At 61.1% G+C, this 18,502-nt stretch carries 15 protein-coding genes; 8 read left to right on the top strand and 7 right to left on the bottom strand.

What is annotated here, in order from left to right; translation table 11 throughout:
- Positions 1-93: 93 nt before the first annotated feature.
- From E2L05_RS02315 to E2L05_RS02295, 5 genes are all read right to left on the bottom strand, one after another.
- On the bottom strand, positions 94-654 hold the full coding sequence (locus E2L05_RS02315) for a pyridoxamine 5'-phosphate oxidase family protein (RefSeq protein ID WP_133341279.1): 561 nt from the start codon (positions 652-654) through the stop codon (positions 94-96).
- Positions 647-1,738, bottom strand: coding sequence for a lipocalin-like domain-containing protein (locus E2L05_RS02310; RefSeq protein WP_133341278.1), 1,092 nt, complete (start codon positions 1,736-1,738; stop codon positions 647-649). The genes E2L05_RS02315 and E2L05_RS02310 overlap by 8 nt, the downstream gene beginning before the upstream one ends.
- Complete coding sequence (locus E2L05_RS02305; protein ID WP_133341277.1) at positions 1,728-4,154, bottom strand: ABC transporter permease; 2,427 nt, start codon at positions 4,152-4,154, stop codon at positions 1,728-1,730. The genes E2L05_RS02310 and E2L05_RS02305 overlap by 11 nt, the downstream gene beginning before the upstream one ends.
- Before the next feature lie 79 nt (positions 4,155-4,233).
- Positions 4,234-4,890 carry an ABC transporter ATP-binding protein gene (locus E2L05_RS02300; RefSeq protein ID WP_133341276.1) on the bottom strand — a complete coding sequence of 219 codons (657 nt, stop codon included), beginning with the start codon at positions 4,888-4,890 and terminating at the stop codon, positions 4,234-4,236.
- A gap of 56 nt (positions 4,891-4,946) precedes the next feature.
- A complete protein-coding gene (locus tag E2L05_RS02295; protein WP_133341275.1) occupies positions 4,947-5,648 on the bottom strand; it encodes an arylesterase in 702 nt (233 codons plus the stop codon).
- Here E2L05_RS02295 and E2L05_RS02290 point away from each other — a divergent pair.
- Genes E2L05_RS02290 through mnmH form a run of 4 tightly spaced genes read left to right on the top strand, consistent with a single transcriptional unit; the run spans position 5,647 to position 11,026 of the window.
- On the top strand, positions 5,647-6,351 hold the full coding sequence (locus E2L05_RS02290; RefSeq protein ID WP_133341274.1) for an ABC transporter ATP-binding protein: 705 nt from the start codon (positions 5,647-5,649) through the stop codon (positions 6,349-6,351). The two genes, E2L05_RS02295 and E2L05_RS02290, sit on opposite strands and share 2 nt — an antisense overlap.
- Positions 6,348-8,906, top strand: coding sequence for an ABC transporter permease (locus E2L05_RS02285; protein WP_243721836.1), 2,559 nt, complete (start codon positions 6,348-6,350; stop codon positions 8,904-8,906). Before E2L05_RS02290 ends, E2L05_RS02285 begins: the two co-directional genes overlap by 4 nt.
- A 25-nt stretch (positions 8,907-8,931) precedes the next feature.
- Entirely contained in the window at positions 8,932-9,894 is a 963-nt protein-coding gene (locus tag E2L05_RS02280) for an NAD(P)/FAD-dependent oxidoreductase (RefSeq protein WP_133341273.1), read from the top strand.
- A 37-nt stretch (positions 9,895-9,931) separates the two neighbouring features.
- Positions 9,932-11,026 carry a tRNA 2-selenouridine(34) synthase MnmH gene (gene mnmH / locus E2L05_RS02275; RefSeq protein ID WP_133341322.1) on the top strand — a complete coding sequence of 365 codons (1,095 nt, stop codon included), beginning with the start codon at positions 9,932-9,934 and terminating at the stop codon, positions 11,024-11,026.
- Positions 11,027-11,072: 46 nt separating this feature from the next.
- On the opposite strand, the gene selD is transcribed toward mnmH, so the two are convergent.
- Positions 11,073-13,250, bottom strand: coding sequence for a selenide, water dikinase SelD (gene selD / locus E2L05_RS02270; RefSeq protein ID WP_341776722.1), 2,178 nt, complete (start codon positions 13,248-13,250; stop codon positions 11,073-11,075).
- A gap of 200 nt (positions 13,251-13,450) precedes the next feature.
- Between selD and E2L05_RS02265 the strand changes: the two genes are divergently transcribed.
- The 3 genes from E2L05_RS02265 (at position 13,451) to E2L05_RS02255 (ending at position 16,522) form a co-directional block, all read left to right on the top strand.
- On the top strand, positions 13,451-13,912 hold the full coding sequence (locus E2L05_RS02265) for a phasin family protein (RefSeq protein ID WP_133341271.1): 462 nt from the start codon (positions 13,451-13,453) through the stop codon (positions 13,910-13,912).
- A gap of 70 nt (positions 13,913-13,982) precedes the next feature.
- On the top strand, positions 13,983-15,254 hold the full coding sequence (locus E2L05_RS02260; RefSeq protein WP_133341270.1) for a DUF3422 family protein: 1,272 nt from the start codon (positions 13,983-13,985) through the stop codon (positions 15,252-15,254).
- A gap of 107 nt (positions 15,255-15,361) precedes the next feature.
- The gene (locus E2L05_RS02255) at positions 15,362-16,522 is read left to right on the top strand and encodes a M20 aminoacylase family protein (RefSeq protein WP_133341269.1); all 1,161 of its coding nucleotides are present in this window, start codon (positions 15,362-15,364) and stop codon (positions 16,520-16,522) included.
- A gap of 167 nt (positions 16,523-16,689) precedes the next feature.
- On the opposite strand, the gene moaA is transcribed toward E2L05_RS02255, so the two are convergent.
- Positions 16,690-17,697, bottom strand: coding sequence for a GTP 3',8-cyclase MoaA (moaA, locus tag E2L05_RS02250; protein WP_133341321.1), 1,008 nt, complete (start codon positions 17,695-17,697; stop codon positions 16,690-16,692).
- Between the two features lie 117 nt (positions 17,698-17,814).
- Between moaA and E2L05_RS02245 the strand changes: the two genes are divergently transcribed.
- Entirely contained in the window at positions 17,815-18,498 is a 684-nt protein-coding gene (locus E2L05_RS02245) for an HAD-IA family hydrolase (protein ID WP_133341268.1), read from the top strand.
- Positions 18,499-18,502: the final 4 nt, after the last annotated feature.

Genomic DNA, 18,502 nt, shown 5'->3' with positions numbered 1-18,502 from the left:
TGAAAAAGCGCGTGCGTGCTGCCGGGCCCAACGGGATGAGATATCGCAAGATGTCGAAGACGGGCGGGAGAGCACGGTTCCCACAGTGGCCGTTTAGGGGGCGATCCACTCCCCGCGCCACCCATCCCGGCGTCGAAAGGCAGCCCGGTGATGCACCTCATGGCCAAGGTGCAACGCATCGATTTCGCGAAGCGTGCATGTCATCACCGCAAAGCGGCTTTGGTCCGGGGTGACGGTTAACGCTTCCGGGCACTCCAGCCCCCATCCCGGCTCGGGCGCATTGCCATATACCCGGCGTGCTTGGCCGGGAATACGATCCCAATCTCTTTCGACGCAGGACCCCGTGTCGATCCCCACCTCAACCTTCAATCTGATCTGGAACTGAGCTGCGGGATCCCAAATCAACACCGTGGCCCGCGGGTCGGCGCGCAGTTCCGCAACCTTTGCCGAAAGCGTGTCTGTGTGAACATATATCTTTCCTGACGTTTGGTCCGCGCCACGCAGCACAACCATTCGCGCCTCTGCTCCGCCATTCTGACCTGCGGTGGCCAAGGCCGCGACGCGCGCGGCGGAGTGACGATTGTGAACGCCGTCTGAAATGGTTTCCCAGACGCGCGTTCGCAGCGTCTCAAGATCGGTCCACCACTCACTCATACCCCGTCATCTCCAGATATCCTTGCCCCTGATGGGTGCCTGTGACCCGAACCGGGCCTTCCCAATAGGGAACGTTCAAATCCATCCAAGCCTGCGTGTTCACCGGCTCTGTTTCGATATCAAGGCCACCGTCTGCCCAGATCACACGCCAATGAGTCGGCACGTCACGTCCTGCCACGCGGGTCGTCTTGATCGGTGTCAGTTCAACATCTCCATCGGGCAGGTAGCGCGCCGCGCCATCTGGTCCAACAAAGCTTGCGGGAATAAAATCCGGGCCGTCTGCATCGCGAAGCCGATAAACCATCAGCTTCGCACCATCCGCCAGATGCAAAGAAAACCAATCCCACCCGGTTTGGCTGGGGGCCAGCGGCTGCGATGACCACTCGCGATCCAGCCAAGCCTGCCCCGTGACAACAACGGGCCCGCCGGGCAAGTGTACCGTTCCCTGAACGTCGTAATGTGGCTGTGAGTAATAATAACTGGCCTGACCGCGCGGGGATTTCACCGAATACCCGTCGAGCCCCTGACGCAGGATTGGCCCCTGGGCCTCCAGCTTCAACGCGTATGAAAAATCCGCGCCGTGGGCCGAAAGATCAAGCCGGTCCAACGCGTCTTGCCCCGGCCCGGCCCGCCCCGTCATGGCCCAATCGTTGATCCAAGCGGCAAAGGGGGCGGCGGTTGCGCCCGCTTGCCCTATGCCGCCGCGCGCAAATGTCTGCGCTGTGAAGTGCTGGTCGGCGTTGGTCAGGCCGGCATGTCCAAACCAAATCTGCGGTGACGCCCAGCCTTTGGCGGTGTCTGCGGGCGCTTCGGGGCGCGTCGCGCTTCGAAATAAAGTCCATTGTATGCCATAGGAACGTCCGTCCTCGGCAGTGAGGTTGGCGGTCACGTACCACCATTCGATCCTGAAATCCGGATGCGGCCCATGATCCTCTGGAAAACTGAACTCCGGGTTCGGGCGCGGGAGGCTGAACCCTTCGGCGTCGGATGCCATCCCGGCAAACCCCTGCGCGCTGGCGGAAAAGGCTGCAAACACAGCAAGCAGCCCCCACACGCACAGATGAACCATTCCTTTAGCGATCATTGGCAAAGACTTTCAGCAAATCGGCGGGGGGGCGTCGGCCAAGCCTGCGTGCGGGCAATGCAGCCGCTGCCAAAGCCGCCAGCAGTGCAAGCGCTGTCAGCCCGACCCAGTCCGATGGGAAGACCTGCATCGGCAGACGCCAGCCAAACGCGGCAACATTGACCACCGCCAGAAGAACCCAAGCCAAGGCAAGCCCAACTGGAATCGCACAAACAGCTGTTCCCAAAGCCAGCAAAGCAGAGCGCAGCAACTCAAGCCGCGCGATCTGGGTGCGCCCAAGGCCCATGGCCCAAATCGGGGCAACCTGTGGCAATCGTTGAGTGGCCAATGTCAAAAGGCTGGTCAGCATCGCAACTGCGGCCACCCCCAACGTCAGTACATTCAACGCGCCGGTCACCGCAAAGGTTCGTTCAAAAATCTCAAGCGACAGGGCTTTCAGAGCGGCCTGATCGCGCATTTGATCGGCGCCGAGCGCGAATTCGTTCTGCAGCGCCTCCACCATCTTAGGGGCGTCTGCGACGGGAAGCCTGACCGCGAAACGCACCTGCGGAACGTTGGGGTGCAGCTGGCTGAACAATCGAAGGCCGACCGCTGCCTCGGCCCCCGGATTTCCGTAGTCGGAATAGACGGCAAGGACAGGCGCGGTCCAGTCGTCCAGCCGAACGACATCGCCGGTGCTGGTCCCGGTGCGGCGGGCGAATTGCTCGTTGATCAGAATGCCTTCGCCGCGTTCCAAAGCATTCCAAACACCAGATGCCGGTGTCAATAACGGCCAGTTGTCACGGTATGTCGCGTGATTTGGCAGGCCCCTGAGTGTGGCAGGCTCGCCACCCAATTCGGCCTCGGTCCAAACTTGCGGCAGGATTGCGTCGACCTGCGGGTCAAGCCATGTGCGGATTTCGTCGGCGCGGTCTTCGGTGCCTGCATCAAGGTAAATCTCTGCGGCCAACCGCTGATCCAGCCAGCCTGTGAACGTCCCACGAAAGCTACCGACCATCGTCGATACGCCGATATTTGCCGCAAGCGCCAGCATCAGCGCCATCAGCGCCAGCGAAAGACCGGGGAGTTGTTGCCGCGTGTCCGCCCAGAACCATTCGGTCAAGGGCGCACGCGCACGCCTTTCAGCAAATGCCAAACCCCGCGCCAATACCCACGGCAGACCCAAGGCTGCGCCCAGCAACAGACCGCCAAGTGCGGTGAACCCGGCAACCAGCCCGTCTGCCAGCCAACCGGCAAAGGCCCCGACGCACAGTATGCCAAGCCCGGCCAAGGCTTGGCGTGTTTGAGACGCACTGCTTGCCAAGGCCCATGCCCGTGGTTGTGCACTTTCCAGCAGTGGAAGGCGTGCCATCCGCCACAAGGCCTGCGCGGCAGCAATCCCCGTGCCAAGCCAAGCCATGGCAAACCCCGCCGCGACCCAACTGGGGCGAAGTGCCAAGGCGCCCGATGCCGGTGCGCCATACAGTCCGCGGAGCGTGGCCGCCACGTCGGGCAACAACGCCGCTGCGATTACATAGCCCAAGCCGACTCCGACTGCCCCGGCCAGTGTTGCGATGATCGCCAGTTCGATTGCAACCAACACCCCCAGCGTGCGCGCTGGTACGCCAAGTGCGCGAATGGTGCGAAACATGCCCCTGCGTTGTTCAAAGGCCAGCCCAATGGCACCGTGCACGATGAACAAACCAACGGTAAACGACAATAACCCAAACGCTGTCAGGTTCAGGTGGAAGCTGCCCGTGAGCCCTGCCATATCAGCGCCTGCCTCGGGTGCGAGTTGTTCCAAGCCCGGCGCGAGTTGGGCAAGGGGCGGCGCGTGTGCGGGCGGGTCTGCGACGACGATCATCCGCGTTATGACGTTTTGCAGCCCAAGCAATTGAGAGACTATGCCGATATCGCCGATTGCTGTGCCGGGTGCGATGTCGGGCGTGTTCAGAACGTCTTGCGACAGCGCGCCGCGCAACCGGGCTGCGGTCTCTGGCGCAGCCATCAATCGGCCTGGCGGCCCGATAAAGGCGATCAGCCCTTCTGTATCGGTCTCAGGAGTTGCGCTTCCCTCTGTCGGCTCAGCGGCGGGCAGAACCGGCGCAGATAACGGATCGATCCCGATCAGTGTTACATCGCGCCCGGCTATGTCTGCGCGTCCTTCAACAACTGGCGCAACCGGCCATCCAGCGCGGCGCAAGGCGACGTAAATTTCCAACGGGATGTCCGCGCCCGATGGGTCGCGAATGACGGGGCGCCCGTTCTGGGTGACGACATCGGCGGCTCGGTCGTAGCTTGCGCGCGCTTCGGCATTGATCGCCTGCACACCCGTCCAAAGGGCTGTTGCCAGCGCAAGACCCAACAGCAAAGTGGCGGTCTGTCCGGGATGGCGGCGCCAGTGGCTTGCCAAAACGCCTGCCGTAGCACGCCACATCAGAACGCGCCGTTCGGTTTTGCGCAGTTGTCGCCGTCTGCGGTCCCGCACAAGAAAGGCGCGTGTGCGCCGCGCCGCGTCATGCGACGCGCCCTCGGCTCAAGTGTACGCGCCGATCAAGGCGCCCGGCCAGCCGTTTAGAATGCGTCACCATCAGTAAGGCGGCACCACTGTCGCGTGACAACTCCAGCATCAGGTCCAGAACCCTGTCGGCCGCAGCTTCATCCAGATTGCCGGTGGGTTCGTCCGCGAGGATCAGGGCAGGGCGCGCGGCAAGCGTTCGCCCGATTGCCACCCGCTGTTGTTGTCCTCCGGAAAGCTGTTCCGGATATCGGTTGCCCAGATCAGACAACCCCAGACGGCCTGTCACCTCTTCCAGCCAAGGCATATCCAGCCGCCCTGCCAGCCTTGCCTGAAAGGCAAGATTGGCCGCAACGTTGAGCGACGGGATCAAGTTGAACTGCTGAAAAACCAACCCAACGGTTGTGCGGCGCAGGGCGGCACGGGCGCTGTCGTCCAAAGCGTTGACCTGTTGCCCGCTCACCATGATCCGCCCCTCATCCGGGGCATCAAGACCGGCGACCAACGTAAGCAAAGTGCTTTTTCCTGACCCGCTTTCACCCGTCAGTGCCAAAGTTTCGCCAGCCGCAAGGTCAAGGTGCAGCCCGTCCAGCACGCGCACGCTGCCTTCTGGCCCGGTAAAGCTTTTTCGGACGCCGTCGATGGTCAAAATCATGGGTGCAGTCTCGTCATGAGCGGCATCTAGTGCGCCGCGCGCGGACGAACAGGGGGTCACTGGCCGGCCTGTGCCACCAACTGGGCCACCTTCGGCCCCACAGCTTCCACGATCAGGGCCACACCGTCCGCATTTGGGTGAATTCCATCCGCTTGCATCAAAGTGCGCATTGCCGTGTCGTCGCCGCTTTCGTCCCGCACAGCTTCGATTGGCGCTAGAAAGCTTGGAATCAGCAAAGTGTCGTGGGTTGCAGCAAGATCGGGATAAATGGCGTCAAACGCTGCCTTGTAATCCGGTCCGAAATTCCCCGGTGCCGTGACGCCGATCAGCAAAACGGGCAGGCCTTGCGCCTTTGCCTTGATCAAAATTGCGTCAAGATTGGCCCGGGAGGTTTCGGGTGGAATACCGCGCAACAGGTCGTTGCCGCCAAGCGAGACAATCAGCGCGCCCACATCATCGTTCAGGGTCCAGTCAAGGCGCGAAAGCCCCCCGGCCGTTGTGTCACCCGATACGCCGGCGTTTAAAATCAGGGCCTGCGTGCCGTTAGCATCCAGCCACGCCTGCAATTGCGGAACGAACCCGTCCTCCTGCACCAGCCCGTACCCTTGGGTCAGGCTGTCTCCCAAGGCCGCGACAGTCACAGGCTGGGCAGCAGCCGCGCTGCCCACCAAGGCGAGCATGATTGCCGCCATCAGGTTGCGGATTCCGCGCGGCGCGCCATATCCAAAGTAGAAGTTGTTCAAAAAGGCCTTTGTCATGGTTGCCGCGTCCGATCCGATTTTATCGCTAAAAGATACCAGCTTGCGCCTCGCAGGGAATGCGGGGCCTGTGGATATCCTGCACGGTATCACACTGGACGTCATGTCTGGTGAGACAGTGGGTCTTGTAGGGCCGTCTGGATCGGGCAAGTCGTCTCTCCTTATGCTCATGGGCGGTCTCGAGACCGCGACCGGCGGGCAGGTGCGTGCGTTGGGGCAGGATCTGACATCGATGAACGAAGACCAACTTGCCCGCTTCCGCCGCGATCATATGGGGGTGGTGTTCCAGTCTTTCCACCTCATCCCGACAATGACCGCGCTGGAGAACGTTGCAACCCCACTTGAATTGGCCGGAAAACCGGATGCGTTTGACAGGGCGGCTGAAGAACTGGCCGCCGTTGGGCTGGCCCACCGTGCCGATCACTATCCATCGCAATTGTCCGGGGGGGAACAGCAACGCGTGGCCCTTGCCCGTGCGGCGGCCCCGCGTCCCGCGATCCTGTTGGCGGATGAGCCGACCGGAAATCTGGACGGCACCAATGGGCAGGCCATTATCGAGATGCTCTTTGGATTGCGCGACAGGCACGGCGCGACGCTGATCATGGTGACGCACGCGCCTGAGTTGGCGCGCCTTTGTGACCGGGTTGTGCCGCTTCGGGATGGGCGCATCGACGAGACCGCAGGGCTGGAGGCCGCAGAGTGACGGTGCAAGCAACTGCAAGTCCGGGCCGATTCCGACTGGCCGCCCGTATTGCCCGGCGCGAATTGCGCGGCGGGGTTCGGGGTTTCCGCATCTTTTTGCTTTGTTTGACGCTGGGTGTAATGGCGATTGCCGCCGTCGGCACGGTCCGCGCCGCGATCGAGGCGGGACTGCGATCCGAAGGGGCGGTGATCCTTGGCGGTGACGCCGAGATCGAGTTTGATTACCGCGCCGCAACGGCGGAAGAACGGGATTGGATCAGTGGCATCGCCGATGCTGTATCCGAAGTGTATGACTTCCGGTCCATGGCCGTATTCGACGGGGAAAACGGGGTTGAACGGGGTCTGACGCAGGTCAAGGGAATTGACGACGCCTATCCTCTGCTCGGGTCCGTCCAGCTTTCGCCGGATATGACGTTGGATACCGCGCTGGACGGGGCAGGCGGGCTGCCGGGGGCAGTGATGCAGCGGGTGCTGATCGACCGGCTCGGGCTTGCCATCGGTGACACGTTCCGGTTGGGCACGGCCGAATTTCGGTTGATGGCGGAACTCACGCGTGAACCAGATGCGTCATCGGCGGGCTTTGCTCTTGGCCCGCGTACCATCGTGCGGGCCACTGATCTGGACGGCGCTGGCCTGCTTGGGTCCGGCACGATCTTCGAGGTGAAGTACAGGCTGGATCTTCCCGAAGGCGCAGACCTTGCCTTGCTCAACGCGCAATCGGATGCGCGGTTTGACGGGACCAGCGCACGCTGGCGTGACAGCCGTAACGGTGCACCCGGCGTGCAGCGCTTTGTAGAGCGGATCGGTGCGTTTCTTGTGCTTGTCGGCCTTGCCGGCCTTGCCGTCGGGGGTGTCGGTATTTCGGCATCTGTGCGCGCCTACCTTGCCGGGAAAAAGGGCGTAATCGCGACACTCAAGACGCTGGGCGCTGATCGTGCGACCATCTTCTTCGTCTACTTGATCCAAGTGGGCGTGCTGACACTCGCTGGCGTGGTCGCTGGGCTGGTTCTGGGCGCGGCTCTTCCGTTGTTTTTTGCGCCCTTGATTGCGGCCAGTTTGCCTGTCCCGGTGGTGTTTGGTATTCACCCGGCGCCCCTTTTGGAAGCGGGTCTTTATGGGCTACTCACAGCTGCGATATTTACGCTTTGGCCGCTGTCCCGCACCGAAGAGGTGCGCGCCGCAGCGCTGTTCCGCGATGGTGGGGATGGCCGGCTTGGGTTGCCGCGGTCGCGCTATCTTGCATTGACGGGGGCTTTGTTGATTGCGCTGGTGGGCATTTCGGCCCTGCTGTCCAGCGTCCCAAGTCTTGCTTTGTGGACGGCAGCGGGAATTTCCGGGGCTTTGGTCGTTCTGGCGCTTGCAGCGTTCGGGCTGCGCCATGCAGCGCGGGTGATATCGCGCAGGCGAGCCATCCGCGGCAAACCCGGATTACGCATGGCGCTTGCGGCGATTGGCGGGCCGGGAAGTGAAGTGGCGTCTGTCGTGTTGTCGCTTGGCCTTGGCCTGACGGTATTGGCAGCTGTTGGGCAAATCGACACCAATTTGCGCAACGCCATCGACAATGACCTGCCTGAAGTCGCACCGTCGTATTTCTTTGTCGATATCCAGCCCGACCAGATTGATGGCTTTCGCGCCCGCCTGGACCGCGATCCGGCGGTAAGCCGTGTAGATGCAGCGCCGATGCTTCGCGGGATCGTGACTGAGGTCAACGGCACGCCCGCCCGTGAATATGCGGATCACTGGGTGCTGCGGGGGGATCGCGGCATCACGTATGCTGCCACTCCGCCAGATACGGTCGAGGTTACGGAAGGCACGTGGTGGCCCGAGGATTACGACGGTCCCCCGCAGATCAGCTTTGCCGCTGAAGAAGCCGAAGAGTTGGATCTGGAACTGGGGGACACCATTACGCTGAACGTCTTGGGGCGCAGTATCACGGCGGAAATAACCAGTTTCCGCGCTGTGGATTTTTCGAATGCCGGCATCGGGTTCATTCTGACGATGAGTCCCGCCGCGCTTCAAGGTGCGCCGCATACGTGGATTTCGACAGTGTATGCAGAAGAAGAAGCAGAAGCCGCGATCCTTCGTGATCTGGCGGGGGCCTATCCCAACATCACCGCGATCCGCGTGCGCGATGCGATCGAGAATGTCGCCACAGTGTTGGACAGCATCGCGGCAGCCACGTCTTATGGTGCTGCAGCGACGCTGCTCACTGGGTTCATCGTTTTGATTGGCGCGGCGGCGGCGGGTGAACGGGCTCGTGTGTACGAGGCGGCGATCCTCAAGACGTTGGGGGCAAGCCGGGCGCGTATTCTGGGCAGTTTCGCTCTGCGTGCGGCGCTCATGGGTGCGGCGGCTGGAATTGTCGCGCTGTTGGCCGGGGCGATTGCGGGCTGGGGTGTCATGACATTCGTCATGGAGGCGCCTTTCCAGTTGGCTTGGGGCAATGCCTTGGCCATCGTGGCGGGCGGCGTTCTGGCCACGCTGATTGCCGGGCTGGCCTTTGCGCTGCGCCCGCTGGCCGCGCGCCCGGCACAGATTTTGCGCGCCCAGGACTGACAGACAAAGACAAAGGGTTTTTAGCATGGTGATTGAAACACAGACGTTGATCTTGGGCGCTGGCCTGACCGGTCTTACAGTCGCGGCAGGTCTGAACCGCTTGGGAGAGGCGCCAGTGGTGCTGGACAAAAGCCGTGGTTTGGGGGGGCGTTTGGCGACCAGACGGGTTGGCGAATGGCGTTTCGATCACGGTGCGCAGTATCTTCGCCCGCGCGGTCCGCAATTGGCCGCATTGCTGGACGCGCTGAAAGTGTCTTCTGCGGTGACGGATTGGGCTGCCGTGGACGACGGCGCACCCGCTTATGTTGGCCTTCCGGGGATGAGCGGTCTTGTGAAGCCGTTGGCCGAGGGTGTGGATGTTCGCAAAGGTGTGAGAATTTCCAGCGCCCGCCGCGAACAAGAGCGCTGGCACTTGTATGATGCGGACGGTGGGCTCGTGGCCAAATCGCGGGTCTTGATCTCAACCATTCCGGCGCCTCAAGCCGCGCAGGTGCTCGCCGGGCATCCGCTTTCGGACAGGATCGCATCGGTGGTCATGGACCCATGCTGGACCTTGATGGCGGCTTTTGACGAACGCCCTGATTTGCCGGATATTAGCCGCGCGCCTGACACCGTGTTGCCTTGGATCGCGCGGGACGGAAGCAAGCCGGGGCGTGGGACCGAGACTTGGGTCGCGCAGGCCAGCGCCGAGTGGACCCGCGACGCAATTGATCTGTCCCGGCAAGACGCGGCGCAGGCTTTGCTGGCTGTTATGCGTGATCGCGCGGGCGGTGCATTGCCAAACGTGCTGCATGCTGATGCGCATCGCTGGTTATATTCACAAGCGCCGAAGCCCTTGGGTCAGCCGTGCCTTGTTGACCGGGATGCCGGGCTGGTGGTGGCAGGGGACTGGTGCCTTGGCGCACGAGCCGAACATGCAGTATTAAGTGGCGACGCGGCCCTTGCAGTGCTGCAAGACTTTGCTGTGGCCGAGGCTGCGGCGCGCTGAGACTGGTTCTTTTGGCACTGTGCCGCTATCCCAAGGCATGATGTACACGCTCACCTCCCTGTCCGATCTTCACACAGCAGGCTTTGACGCGATCATTGATGCGCGCTCACCGGCTGAATTTGCCGAAGATCGTCTGCCCGGTGCCATCAGCCTCCCGGTTCTGGGTAACGATGAACGTGCGGCTGTCGGCACAATGTATGTGCAGGAAAGCCGGTTCGGTGCGCGAAAGATGGGGGCGGCACTGGTTCTGCGAAATGTCGCGGCGCACATTGATGGCCCGCTTGCGGACAAGCCCGGTGGGTGGAGGCCCTTGGTCTATTGCTGGCGCGGCGGGCAAAGGTCCGGAACATTCGGCTGGCTTCTACGCGAAATTGGCTGGCGGGCCGAGACGCTGCAGGGCGGGTATCAAAGCTATCGCCGCCTCGTCGTGAAGGCGCTGTATGACGTTCCCGTGGCGCACCCGATTGTGGTGCTTGCTGGGATGACCTGCACGGCAAAAACGGCGCTCTTGCATCGCCTTTCGGCGGCGGGGGGGCAGGTGCTCGATTTGGAAGGCCTCGCGAAGCATCGCGGGTCTATCTTTGGTGCCCAAGCCGAACGACAACCTGATCAAAAGGCGTTTGAAAGCGACATTGCCATGGCACTTGCGGGCTTCGACCCGGCCCGTCCTGTCGTGGTCGAAGCCGAAAGTTCCAAGGTCGGCGATCTGATTGTGCCGCCCAGCCTGTGGAAAGTCATGTGCGATGCGCCGCGCGTTGTTGTGTCTGCGCCATTGGCGGCGCGCGCGGCATTTTTCCCCAGCGCCTATCCGGATCTTGTCGCAGATCCGGCTAAATTCAGCGCCTTGATTTACCGGTTGCGCCGCTTGCATGGGGCCGCACAGGTCGATGCATGGCAAGCGCAGGTGGCGGAAGGGGATTTTGAAGGCGTCGCCGCTGGCTTGATCGCGACCCACTACGACCCGCGCTATGCTAAATCGCAGGCGCGGTTCTCGGCGAATGTGGTGGCCGAACATGCCTTTGACAGACTTGACCCACAGTCCCTTGATCAAGGCGTCAGTGCCTTGATGGACACATTGCATCGCGCGGTCGAGAGACCATTGGCCGACACGGGCGTTGGCGAAATTTCTTGATCGAGAATTTGGTTCGGTGGCAATCGATGCGCGATGCCGGGCGAGGTCAGGAAAGCTGAATGCGACATGGGCCGTCGGTGATCTGGCCAATTTGCACTGCGCTGTGTCCCTGCCGTTGCAGCCCCTGCACGAGCTTCTTTGCTTCAGCCTGCGGTACAGCAGCAAGAAGCCCGCCGCAGGTTTGCGGATCGAAAAGAAGCGCGCTTGCAGGGGTATCAGTCAGCCCATCAAGCGCCCCAATTGCGGAGGCGCGGTTCGCTGGCGCAAGCGTCGAGGCGATACCGCGCGCGGCCAAGGCTTTTGCACCTGCGTAAACCGGTATCGCATCCAACGTCACTTGTGCGCCGCGCCCGGACGCATTCAGCATCGCCAAAAGGTGCCCGACCAAACCGAAACCGGTAACGTCGGTCATGGCATGGGCCGACAACGCCAAAAGGGCCGCGGCGTCGCCTTGCGGGCGCACCAGTGTGCTGTAAAGCTCGGCCATGTCGGCGCCTTCGGACTGTGCTCTCATTTCGCCGGCGAGCAATGTGCCTGACCCAATGGCCCGCGTTAAGATCAAAGCGTCGCCCGGTTGCGCACCAGCCAAGGTTATCGGTTCATCGACCAGCCCTGTCACGGTGAAACCTATGGTCAGATCGCTGCCTTGCGTCGTATGACCTCCGGCCAGAACGGCGCCGGCCTGTGCCAGAACTTCTTGGGCGCAGTGTGTGATTTCCCGCAAGGTTGCAGCCTGCATCGGTTCTGACATACGCGGCAAAATGATGGTCGCCAGTGCGGCTTGCGGGTGGCCGCCCATTGCCCAAATGTCGCCAAGTGCGTGGATTGCGGCAATCCGTGTCATCAACGCCGGGTCTTCAACAACCGCGCGCAGGTGGTCGGTAGTCAACACTTGCCGTGTCGAGCCAAAGTCGAGGATCGCAGCATCATCGCCGGGGGTGGACAGGACGTCGTCGCGTGTCGAAACAGGCAAGCCAGCAAGCGCAGAGGCAAGCCCGGCCGCGCCGACCTTTGCTCCGCATCCGCCGCACAGTGGGGCGGCCTGTGCCTTGCGCGCGTCACGGGCAACATCACCCTTGATTGCAGGGGCGGGCATTGGGCGCAAGTTGCGGAATTTGTCCATGAAATCGCGGTCGATGCGGTTCTTGAGGCGCCAAAGCCAATCGCCCTGCAGCGTGATCGGTCCCTTTTCCACAAGCGCGGATTTCTCGCCAAGCGAAATCAGTTTGAGGTAGTCTCGTTGCGGATGATAGCGGCGCGGTTGCAGCCCCACGACTGCGGCGCGCAGGTTGCGGGCCAGCACCGGCGCTTGCCGCACGGCATAGACTCCGGCTTTGGGGCGCGGCGCGTGGGTCATGTGGGCACAGTCGCCGACGGCAAAAAGCGTGCGATGTGACGTGCTTCGTAGCATGTCATCCACGTCAATGAACCCGTTTGTAACCGACAGGCCGCTTTGTGCCACCCAGTCATGAGGCCGGGTGCCTGCGGCGCCGACGCAGAAACTGCAAGGCACGCTGCGGCCATCCTCAAGTTCGACCGACGTGCTGGTGACGCTGCATGCAGCGGTCCGCTCGATCAACCGTATCTCGGCGGTGTCGATCGCAGCGCGAAGGTCACGCCGTGCCGCAGCAGACAGCGTAGAAACCATTCGGCCCGCTTCTATCAGCGTCACCTGTGCATCCTGGCAGCCAGCAGTTTTCAACCTGTGCGCCATTGCCATCGCCAGTTCGACCCCGGCGACGCCCGCGCCGATTACGGCGGCTTGTGGTGCGACGTGGCCGGTTGCGGCGTCTGTCACGAATTGCGCCCATCGATCGGCAAACGTGCCAAGCGGTTTGGCCGGGACCCCGTGTTCGGTAAACCCGGGCAGGCCCGGCATTGCCGAAGTTATGCCGACATCCACCGACGCGACATCGTAGGCGATTGGGGCGCGGCCCGGAACGTGCACTTCGCGCGCATCCGGATCGATTGCACTTGCCGCGCCCAGCACCAGACGTGCGCCAGAAAACCGAGCGAGGCGCACCAAATCAATTTCAAGGTCACTGCGCGCGTAGTGCCCTGCGACATGGCCGGGCAACATCCCCGAATAGGCCGCGGTTGCGTTGGGATCGATCAGGGTCAGCCGCACACCTGGCACAGGTGACATTCCCCAAGCTCGGAGGACAAGCGCATGGGTGTGCCCGCCGCCAATCAGAACGATATCGCGGGTCAGGGGGACGGGCATGTGCATGGCGGACCTATGGGCTGCTAAGTGATGGAAGGGCTTGCGTACCGGGGTAATTCTGTCGCACGGTCAACCGATACCGGCGTCAGGCCATCTATGGTACTAAGTCCCCAAGGGGGCACGTGCAACCCTTTGACGATGGTCGCTCACTTGCCGTTTTGGCGCCAAGGTGATCGATGGCTTAGCAAGAGGATACGACGATGAAAAACCCTTATGACATGAGCCAAATGTTTAAGATGTTCGACCCGGACGATGTGCAGAAGTACTTCGACCCGAACCGCATGTTTTCGATGTTTGAACCGGCGAGAGCGAACCCGTTCGACATGTCGGGCGTTTTCGACATGAACCGCAAGAATTTCGAAGCGATGGTTGATGCCAACAAGGCGGCAGCAGCGGCTTATAAAGACCTGCTGGAAAAGCAAATGGAAGTGTTTGGCCAGTTGACCGAAGCAGCGCGCGAGCATGTGTCCTGGGTCGACGAAACAACTGGTCCTGATGCGATGTCCACGCGCACCGAAGCGTATGGAATGGCGGTTGAAAAGGCGCTCGTCCTGATGCGTAAACTGGCCGATACGGCGCGCGATGCCAACGAAGAAGCTTACACGCAGCTTAAGGGCCAAGTGAGCGAAGCGTTGGATGACATCAAGCAAAAGACCAAGTAATCGGGGCAAATCGTGCTTCGGTCTGATCTAGGCCTCTTGAGGCGCTTCGTGTGACTGAGACAGGCTTTTCATGATCGATCACGACCTTCGATACTCGCTCGCCAACGAACTGCATGCGCGGCCTTTTCCATCCTTGGCCGCGCCTTGCAGGGCGATCCATCTTGCAATCAAGCAACCGACAGATGCCGCGTCGCGTGACCGAAAGTTGGACCGCGCGCATCTGATTGACCTGCTTGACAGGTATGGTGCGCAGCATCCGCAGCCGGGTGCGACCCATTATTTCGGACGTGTCGGAAAGAACGACCTGAAATGGGAAAGCCATACAGAGTTTGTCACCTATACGCTGTTTTCGGAAGGGGTGTCGGAACGCCCCTTTGATGGCGCTTCGTTTGACTTGTTTCCCAAAGACTGGCTGGCGGCGGCACCGGGCGTACGGATGACGTCTGTTCTGATCCGGGTCGAAGCCGTGGATGATTTCAGCAGTGTTGAACGTAAAGTGCTGGATTGGTTCGTGCCGGAAAGCGTTGCGGTGAGCAGCGTGGTCGACCGTTCCGCGGTGATCGCGGGCGATTTTCGGATCGACAGCCATGGGCACATGCGCATGGCTGTGTTCACGGCACCTGGCACTGGCAAGAATCGGATCGGGCGGATCGTGCAACGCCTGACCGAGATCGAGACCTACAAGACCGTGTCGATGCTGGGTCTTGCCATGTCGCGCGAACTGAATGGCCAAATGAACCGGATCGAGAGCGATCTATCGGCCATGGTCGGCGATATGAGCAGCGAAACCTCAGGTCCCGAGGAAACGCTGAAAGATCTTTTGTCGATGGCAGCGGACCTTGAAAACCTGTCGACCAAATCGACGTTCCGGTTTGGCGCAACCGGAGCCTATGAGGCACTGGTCAACCAGCGAATTGCCGTTTTGCGCGAGGAACGGTTCGAGGGCCGGCAGACATTCGGCGAATTCATGATGCGCCGCTACGATCCAGCGATGCGCACCGTTAAAGCGGCAGAAACGCGATTGGCCAGTATGACTGACAGAGCCATCCGCGCAGGCGGCCTTTTGCGGACCCGTGTGGATGTGGAACGCTCCGCGCAGAACCAGCAACTGCTGGAAAGCATGGATGAGCGGGCTGATATGCAGCTACGCCTGCAAAAGACGGTGGAAGGGCTGAGCGTGGTGGCGATCAGCTATTATGCCGTGTCGCTTGTGCTGTATATTGTTGCGCCTTTTGGTGAGGTTTTGAACCTGTCCAAGACTGTTCTCAGCGCATTGGTTGCACCGCCTGTTGTTCTGGCCGTGTGGTACATGGTTCACCGTATCCGCAAGGCGATGGAATAAACGGCACGTCAGGCCTGTGCCTTTTGCAAGTCGGGCGTTATGCCCAGCTCCCCCTCGCCAAGGTGGCTACACCACGCTAGGTCTTGATCAGCTCGAGGAGTGTTTCAATGCCGATCAAAAACCGTTTTGCCGAACTTCTGCCAGAGATCACCGCGTGGCGCCGTGATTTTCACGCCCATCCGGAATTAATGTTCGACACTCATCGCACGGCAAGTGTTGTCGCTGATAAATTGCGCGCGTTCGGGTGTGACGAGGTGGTCGAAGGCATTGGGCGCACAGGTGTTGTTGGCGTGATCAAGGGGCGTCATCCGGGGACGGGCGTTGTCGGTCTGCGTGCGGATATGGATGCCTTGCCGATCGAGGAAGCCACAGGGCTGCCCTATGCCTCGACCGTGAAGGGTAAGATGCACGCTTGCGGCCATGATGGGCATACGGCGATGCTGCTGGGCGCTGCGCAATACTTGGCCGAAACACGTAATTTCGCCGGAGCGGCAGTTGTGATTTTTCAGCCTGCGGAAGAGGGCGGTGGCGGTGCGGGTGTCATGGTCGAGGACGGCCTGATGGAGCGTTTCGGAATTCAGGAAGTGTACGGGATGCACAATTGGCCGGGGCAACCTCTTGGCCAATTTGCGATCCGGCCCGGCCCGTTCTTTGCAGCCACGGATGAGTTCAACATCACGGTGTCGGGCCGCGGCGGCCATGCTGCGAAACCTCAGGAGGTTGTCGACCCGATCGTGATGGCCAGTCACTTGGTCCTGGCGTTGCAGAGCATCGTCAGCCGCAATGCCGATCCTGTTGGGCAGCTCGTGGTATCTGTGACTTTGCTGCAAGCCGGCGGCGGCGCGCACAATGTGATCCCGCAGACGGCGACCTTGCGCGGCACCGTGCGCACGATGGATCCGGCCCTGCGTGATTTGGCGGAACGGCGGATGACCGAAATCGCAACCGGCGTTGCGGCGACGTTCGGCGGGAAAATCGACGTCGTGTATAACCGCAGTTATCCGGTCATGGTCAATAGCGGGCCTGAGACAGATTTTGCCGCTGACGTGGCGCGGGACGTAGCCGGAGGATGCAGCGAAGCCCCACTGGTCATGGGCGGTGAAGATTTCGCCTATATGCTTGAAGCGCGGCCCGGGGCATACATTCTGGTGGGCAATGGCGACACTGCACCGGTGCACCACCCGGAATATGACTTTAACGACGAGGTGATCCCGGCAGGATGCTCTTGGTACGCAGGACTTGTTGAGACGAAGCTGAAAGCAAGTTGAGTGTTATTTCAACCGCAGGAGCCAGCAGGAAGGGAACTCTCCCGCCCGTCTTCGACATCTAACGATGCCTCATCCCGTTGGGCCGGGCACCTTCGGTGCGGGTGCGCCCATTGTGACTGCGCCGCTTAACGGAGCCGGCTTCACCTGTGAAACAGGTTTGAGAGAGGTTAGCCGCCGGTATGGCTCATGTGGCGGGACATCTGCCCGTCGGCGCGTTGACGCGAATAGTCGAAGTCGTGCCCCTTTGGTTTAAGGGCGATGGCAGAGCGGATCGCTGTTTCAAGCGCCGTGTCGTCAGTCGGGCTGGCGCGCAATGGCGCACGAAGATCGGCCATGTCTTCTTGGCCAAGGCACATGTAAAGCTCGCCGGTACAGGTCAGTCTGACACGGTTGCAGCTTTCGCAGAAGTTATGGGTCATCGGTGTGATGAAGCCGACTTTTTGCGCAGTTTCCGTGATTTGAATATAGCGTGCTGGCCCGCCGGTGCGTTCGGCCAGATCAACGGTTGTGAAGCGTTCAGCGATGCGGGCGCGCAGGTCCTTCAAAGACCAGTATTGCCCCACACGGTCCTCGTTTCCAAGATCACCCATCGGCATGACTTCGATGAACGTCAGGTCCATGTCGCGGTCTGCGCACCAATCGAGCAAAGGAAATAGTTCGTCTTCGTTGAAGCCCTTCAGCGCCACGGTATTGATCTTCACGCGCAGACCCGCCGCCTGCGCAGCCTCTATCCCGCGCAAGACTTGGGCAAGTCGGCCCCAACGCGTCACGCGGGCGAATTTGTCTTCGTCAAGTGTATCAAGCGAGACATTTACCCTGCGTACCCCGGCATCAAAAAGTTCCTTGGCGAACCGTTCGAGTTGCGAGCCGTTGGTTGTCAGCGTCAACTCGCGGAGCGCGCCGCTTTCCAGATGTCGTGACATGCCGCGAAAGAACGTCATGATGTCGCGCCGGACCAGCGGTTCCCCACCCGTAATACGCAGCTTTTCGACACCCATCCGCACAAATGTCGAACACATCCTGTCCAGCTCTTCGAGGGTGAGCAATTCCTTCTTGGGAAGGAAGGTCATGTTCTCTGACATGCAATAGACACATCGAAAGTCGCAGCGATCAGTGACCGATACGCGCAGATAGCTGATGTCTCTCTGGAATGGATCAACCAGTTTTGGCGTCATTCTGTCCCCCCAACGCTGATCTGCAAGATGGTGCTCCATGCCGGAAATGTCCAGTCGGCGGTTCCCAATGTTTGCGCCGCGCGCTAGATCGCACACAGACATAAAGAAAGGGCGCCCATGGGCACGGTTGTTTTCGATCTTGACGGCACGCTCGCCGATACTTCGGCCGATCTGATCGCCGCTGCGAACCACGTATTTTGCTCGCGTGGGTTGGGCCCATTATTGGACCCGGTGGCAGACGCCCAGATTGCTTTTGCCGGTGGGCGGGCGATGCTGCGGCTGGGATTCAGCCGCGCTGGGGCCAGTTTTGGTGACAACGATATCGAGGCTGGGTACCCCATCTTGCTGGAGGCATATGGTGACAAGATCGACGTGCATACAACGCTCTATCCCAACGCGATGAAGGCGGTGGCGACGCTGAAGAACGCGGGCTACGGGGTTGCGATTTGCACCAACAAGCCCGAGGGGTTGGCCCGGACGCTTTTGACCCGGCTCGGTATTCTGAATGAATTTGCGGCTATGATCGGGGCGGATACACTGCCGGTGCGCAAACCTGATCCAGCGCCATTGCGCGCAGCCGTCGAACGGGCCGGTGGAGATCCATCTAGGGCAGTTCTTATTGGAGATACCATTACAGACAGGGATACGGCGCGAGCCGCAGGTGTACCTTGCATTCTTGTCGGTTTCGGGCCTTTGGGCGCAGGAGTTGCGGCCCTTGAACCGGACGCTTTGCTTGACCATTTTGACGACTTGCATGACATCGTGGCGACGTTGATGCCACTAGCCCCTCGCGGCGCTTGACGCA

Source organism: Meridianimarinicoccus aquatilis (genome assembly GCF_004358675.1).
Classification (GTDB): domain Bacteria; phylum Pseudomonadota; class Alphaproteobacteria; order Rhodobacterales; family Rhodobacteraceae; genus Meridianimarinicoccus; species Meridianimarinicoccus aquatilis.
This window is presented reverse-complemented; position numbering and strand designations above follow the sequence as displayed.

What these genes read in the sequence shown, in the direction of transcription:
- E2L05_RS02315 (WP_133341279.1), bottom strand. Translation starts at nt 654, where the DNA reads ATGAGTGAGTGGTGGACCGATCTTGAGACGCTGCGAACGCGCGTCTGG.
- E2L05_RS02310 (WP_133341278.1), bottom strand. Translation starts at nt 1,738, where the DNA reads ATGATCGCTAAAGGAATGGTTCATCTGTGCGTGTGGGGGCTGCTTGCT.
- E2L05_RS02305 (WP_133341277.1), bottom strand. Translation starts at nt 4,154, where the DNA reads ATGTGGCGTGCTACGGCAGGCGTTTTGGCAAGCCACTGGCGCCGCCAT.
- E2L05_RS02300 (WP_133341276.1), bottom strand. Translation starts at nt 4,890, where the DNA reads ATGATTTTGACCATCGACGGCGTCCGAAAAAGCTTTACCGGGCCAGAA.
- E2L05_RS02290 (WP_133341274.1), top strand. Translation starts at nt 5,647, where the DNA reads ATGGTTGCCGCGTCCGATCCGATTTTATCGCTAAAAGATACCAGCTTG.
- E2L05_RS02295 (WP_133341275.1), bottom strand. Translation starts at nt 5,648, where the DNA reads ATGACAAAGGCCTTTTTGAACAACTTCTACTTTGGATATGGCGCGCCG.
- E2L05_RS02280 (WP_133341273.1), top strand. Translation starts at nt 8,932, where the DNA reads ATGGTGATTGAAACACAGACGTTGATCTTGGGCGCTGGCCTGACCGGT.
- mnmH (WP_133341322.1), top strand. Translation starts at nt 9,932, where the DNA reads ATGATGTACACGCTCACCTCCCTGTCCGATCTTCACACAGCAGGCTTT.
- selD (WP_341776722.1), bottom strand. Translation starts at nt 13,250, where the DNA reads ATGCCCGTCCCCCTGACCCGCGATATCGTTCTGATTGGCGGCGGGCAC.
- E2L05_RS02265 (WP_133341271.1), top strand. Translation starts at nt 13,451, where the DNA reads ATGAAAAACCCTTATGACATGAGCCAAATGTTTAAGATGTTCGACCCG.
- E2L05_RS02260 (WP_133341270.1), top strand. Translation starts at nt 13,983, where the DNA reads ATGATCGATCACGACCTTCGATACTCGCTCGCCAACGAACTGCATGCG.
- E2L05_RS02255 (WP_133341269.1), top strand. Translation starts at nt 15,362, where the DNA reads ATGCCGATCAAAAACCGTTTTGCCGAACTTCTGCCAGAGATCACCGCG.
- moaA (WP_133341321.1), bottom strand. Translation starts at nt 17,697, where the DNA reads ATGACGCCAAAACTGGTTGATCCATTCCAGAGAGACATCAGCTATCTG.
- E2L05_RS02245 (WP_133341268.1), top strand. Translation starts at nt 17,815, where the DNA reads ATGGGCACGGTTGTTTTCGATCTTGACGGCACGCTCGCCGATACTTCG.